The sequence below is a fragment of the Mycobacterium sp. genome (assembly GCF_035603715.1).
Classification (GTDB): domain Bacteria; phylum Actinomycetota; class Actinomycetes; order Mycobacteriales; family Mycobacteriaceae; genus Mycobacterium.
This window is the reverse complement of the sequence record NZ_DATNJW010000004.1, coordinates 1-4180: the sequence shown is the minus strand read 5'-3', so window position 1 is coordinate 4180 and position 4180 is coordinate 1. Positions and strand designations below refer to the sequence as shown.

At 63.4% G+C, this 4180-nt stretch carries 4 protein-coding genes and 1 pseudogene; all 5 read right to left on the bottom strand.

Annotated features, from left to right (window positions below; all coding sequences use genetic code 11):
- Positions 1-428: MlaD family protein (locus VN856_RS00095; RefSeq protein ID WP_325685102.1), on the bottom strand; the 428-nt coding region annotated here is incomplete at its 3' end.
- Complete coding sequence (locus VN856_RS00090; protein ID WP_325685101.1) at positions 428-1588, bottom strand: MCE family protein; 1161 nt, start codon at positions 1586-1588, stop codon at positions 428-430. The genes VN856_RS00090 and VN856_RS00095, both read right to left, overlap by 1 nt.
- Positions 1585-3000, bottom strand: coding sequence for a virulence factor Mce family protein (locus tag VN856_RS00085; RefSeq protein ID WP_325685100.1), 1416 nt, complete (start codon positions 2998-3000; stop codon positions 1585-1587). Before VN856_RS00085 ends, VN856_RS00090 begins: the two co-directional genes overlap by 4 nt.
- Positions 2997-4067, bottom strand: coding sequence for an MCE family protein (locus VN856_RS00080; RefSeq protein WP_325685099.1), 1071 nt, complete (start codon positions 4065-4067; stop codon positions 2997-2999). The genes VN856_RS00085 and VN856_RS00080 overlap by 4 nt, the downstream gene beginning before the upstream one ends.
- A pseudogene (locus VN856_RS00075) lies at positions 4054-4180 on the bottom strand (mammalian cell entry protein); the annotation flags it as partial. The pseudogene VN856_RS00075 and the gene VN856_RS00080, both read right to left, overlap by 14 nt.

The following is a 4180-nucleotide window of genomic DNA, read 5'->3' as shown; positions in this document are numbered from 1 at the left end:
AGCAGAGTGGCGATTTCCACGCCGATCACGGTGTTGTTCCGGTCGATGCGAGATCCGTTGTGCAGCTTGGTCGTGGCCGCGTGCTCGGGAGGCACCAGGTCGATGTACTGCTCGCCGATGGCCGACACGCTCTTCACCGATGCGGTGACGTTCGACGGGACATTGGTGCCGCTGTTCAGTCGCATCACCGCGTCGACGCCGTCGGAGGTGAGACCCACCGAGTCGACGCGACCCACAGCGACCCCGCGATAGGTGACGTTGGCGTTTTTGTATAGGCCGCCGCCGGCGACGAAGTTGGCTGTCACCCGGTAGGTGCCGATGCCCATCGCGGCCGGCAACCGCAAATAGAAGATCGCCATGATGACGACGGTGATCACCGTGACCACCGCGAAGATGGCCAGTTGGATGCGAGTCAGTCGATCCAGCATCAGTTGTTCCCTGCTGGTGTGCCCGGCGGGATCTTGAATGGATCCGCGGCCTGCCCAGAGAGGTTGGCCATTTCACCGAGGAGGAACTCCGGCGGATTGAGGATGTCCTTCATGTGCAGCATGTTCGGGTCCAGCGGCCACGACGTGGTGAAGAATGTCTCGCCCAGCCGTCGGACCGTGAGATCGAAGGTGGTGAACACATTGAGGTAGTCGCCGCGTACCGCCTGCTTGATACCGAAGTTCGGGAACGGGAACGTCAGTAGCAACTGGTTCGACGTCACGAAGTTCTTGCGGTTGTCGGCCAGCGCCTTGGTGTTGGCATAAATGTCTTTGAGGTCCGCGGCGAAATCCACCTTTGTCTGCGAAAGCACATGCGCCGCAACCGTTGCCACCCTTTTGAGAGCACCGAACGCCTCGACGATTTTCTCACGATTCTTGTTGAGTACTCGCAGCGCCTCGGGAAGCGATTCCAGCGTCCGTCCGAGGCTGTCCTTGTTGTTGGCCAGAATCGCCGAGAACCGGTCCAACCCGTCGATGGCCGCGACAATGTCGTTGACCTGATTGTTCAGCCCGGCTGTGAGTTCGGCCAGCCGCGGCACCAGGTTGTTGAACTGGCCTTCCCTACCGGCGACGGCCTGATAGGTCTCATCGGTAATCTCTTGCAGCGCACCCAGGTTACCCTTGTTGACCACGACACCGAGCGCAGAGAACACTTCCTCGGTGGTCGGAAAGCGACTGGTTCGAGTCTCCTGGATGGCCGACCCGTCGACCAGCCTGCCCGACGGCGGCTGATTCGGTGGCGCCGCCAACTCGACGTGCTGCGAACCAAGCAGCGAGGTCTGCGCCACCCGGGCAATGGAATTGGCCGGCAACACCACGTTGCGGTCCAGTGTCAGCTTGACCGCGGCGTAGAAACTTCCATCGGTGCGCTGCATGGCGTCAATGCCCGAAACGCTGCCTACCGTGACGTCGTCGACCATGACGGGCGAATTCTGCGGCAGAGTCGCCACGTCGGCCAGATTGACGGTGATCGAGAATGATCCAGTGCCGTGGCCGGCGGTACCGGGCAGGGCGACCGAGTTCAACCCGCCGAACTGGCAGCCTGCCAGCAACGCGCTCCCTGCGGCTAATGCGCCGCCGCGCAACCAGATCCGCTTCATCGCCCAGCCCCTTGCTCGGCCGGCAAGGGCAACGCTGGCGCCGGGGCAGCTGGTGCAGGACCCGGCCGTGGCCCGAATGGATTCGGCGCCGGGGCGGCCGCGCCAGGTGCCGGCCCGTTGGTCGATGCCTGCGGAACCATCAGCGCCTGCAGGTCGGCCGGATTGGGCGGATGCGCGCCGGGCGCCGGTATCCAGTGCAGATCCGGAATGGGGGTCTGCGCCTTGGCCTGCGTTTCCGGGGTGTCGTATTGGATCTGGCCCTTGTACGCGGTGATCATGTTGAGCGGGTGGAACATCAACGGCGGATAGTTGAATGTCAGCCGGCGCAGCGGCGGGCCCAACCGCTCGCGGCAGATCTCGGCGCGCTTGTAGTACTCCGGTCCGGACAGACCTGCGGGGGTGTCGAATGAACCGCCGCAGATGAACTGCACCGGGTTGGCGAACTCGGGAATCGAGATCAGCCCGTTCAACGTCCCCTGCGCGGGGTCATAGATGTTGTAGAAGTTGGCGATACCGGGGCCGGCGACGTGCAGCACCTGCTCGATGTCTTCGCTTTGGTCGCTCAACACCTGGGTCAGATCGGTGAGCTTGTCGACTGTTCCGATCAGCGTCGAGTTGTTCTGCTGCAGAAAGCCTTTGACGTCGATCAGCGCCTGGTTCAACGTTCCAAGGGTGTTGTCGAGGTGCGTCGAACTCTTGGCGAGCACCTGCGATACCGAGGCCACATGCCCGGAGAACGCGACGATCTGCTCGTTGCTCGACGAAAGGGCATCGACCAACACCTGCAGGTTCTTGACCGTGCCGAAGATGTCGGTGCGCGAATCCCCCAGTCGGCCAGCGGCGCGCGAGAGCTCGCGCAGTGAGGTACGGAACGAGTCACCTGTGCCGCTGAACGTATCCGCGGCCTGGTTGATCGCTTTGCCCAGCGGACCCTGCAGCTGTCCGGCCGCGGGGCTCAGCTGCTTGGCCAAATCAGTCAGCGATTGCTTGACCTCGTCCCACTCGACCGGCACGGCGGTGTGGGCCAACGCGATCGTCGCGCCGTCGGGTAACGCCGGCCCGCTGGTATACGCGGGCGCGAGCTGGATGAAGCGCGCCGCAACAAGGTTGGGCGACATGATGATTGCGCGAGCATCCGCGGGAACCTTGACGCCGCGATCCACGGACATGGTGATTTTCACGTCTTCGGCGCGCGGTTCGATCGAATCGATGGTGCCTACTGGCACGCCGACGATCCGGATCTGGTCACCGGGGTACAGCCCGACCGCCGAAGTGAAGTAGCCGACGATTTTGTTGCCGCCGCTGCCGGGCCAGGCCACGTAGGCGCCCACCGCGACAAAGACGGCAAGCAAGACTGCCAACGCCAACCGCAACCCGCGGCGACGTTCCCGTAAAGCGGAGGAAAGTGTCATGGCGACTGCGGCCTCAACTTCCAGCGCTCCTGGACCATTCCGCGCAGATAATCAGCGAAGGTATTCGGGAGCTTGCCGGGCTGGAACACGGCGTCGAACATCATCCCGACGATGGGCGCGGGAATCACGCCGTAGACGTTCACGTTGAACCCGGGCCCCGTGCCGACCACCTCACCGAGCGTGGTTGCGTAGGGCGGCAACCGCTTCAGCGCCTCACTGATGTAGTCGCGGCGTTCGTTGAGGTCGTCCAGCACGGTGTTGAGCTTGCTCAGCGCCGGGCCGAACTCCTTGCGGTTATCGGCGACGAAGCCGGACAGCTGCGCCGAGACGTCGTCAATGCCAGCGATCAGCTCCGCCAGCGCGGCTCGGCGCGCATCGAGCGCGGCGAACAATTGGTTCCCATCGACGATCAGCTTGTTTACCTGCCCGGCCCGCTCGGCGAGCACGCCGGTTACCGATTTGGCATGCGCCAGAAGCTTTTCCAGTGCTTCGTCGCGGGTGTTCAATGTACGGGATAATGAGGTGATGCCGTCGAGTGCTCCGCGAAGCTGCGGCGTGGCATCATGCAAGGCATCGGTGAGGACCTTCAGCGATTTTTCGAACTGGGCCTTGTCCAAATCGCCGGCGTTGTGGCCCAAGTCTTCCAGCGCGGAGCCAAGCGCGTAGGGCGTCGTCGTCCGGCTCAGCGGAATGGTGGTGGCGATACCGGAACCCGCCGGGGTCACCGCGACCGCCCGCTGACCGAGGATGGTCTCGGTGCGGATTGCCGCCAGCGACTGATTGCCGACGTTCACGTGACGATCCACGGTGAAAGCTACCTTGGCGGTCTCGCCGGCGAGCGTGACCGCTTGCACCTGGCCAACTTTGATGCCGGACACGTAGACGTCGTTGCCCGGGTTGATCCCGCCGGCGTCGGCGAAATAGGCAGTGTAGGGCCGGCCTTGCGGCCAGAACGGCAACTTGGTGTAGCCGAACGCGACCAGGATGACGCACACCACGAGGACCACACCGAAGATCCCGGTGCGGAGTGGGTCGCGATCGCGGCGGTGGGTGCTACTTGTTGACAAAAGCGCACCTGCCCTTGCTCGGATCAACCTGGCCACCCATCGGGATGATGATGTCGCTGCCGGCCGGGCCGTTGATCTTCAGCGACACGGTGCAGAAATAGATGTTGAAGTAC

What these genes read in the sequence shown, in the direction of transcription:
- VN856_RS00090 (WP_325685101.1), bottom strand. Translation starts at nt 1,588, where the DNA reads ATGAAGCGGATCTGGTTGCGCGGCGGCGCATTAGCCGCAGGGAGCGCG.
- VN856_RS00085 (WP_325685100.1), bottom strand. Translation starts at nt 3,000, where the DNA reads ATGACACTTTCCTCCGCTTTACGGGAACGTCGCCGCGGGTTGCGGTTG.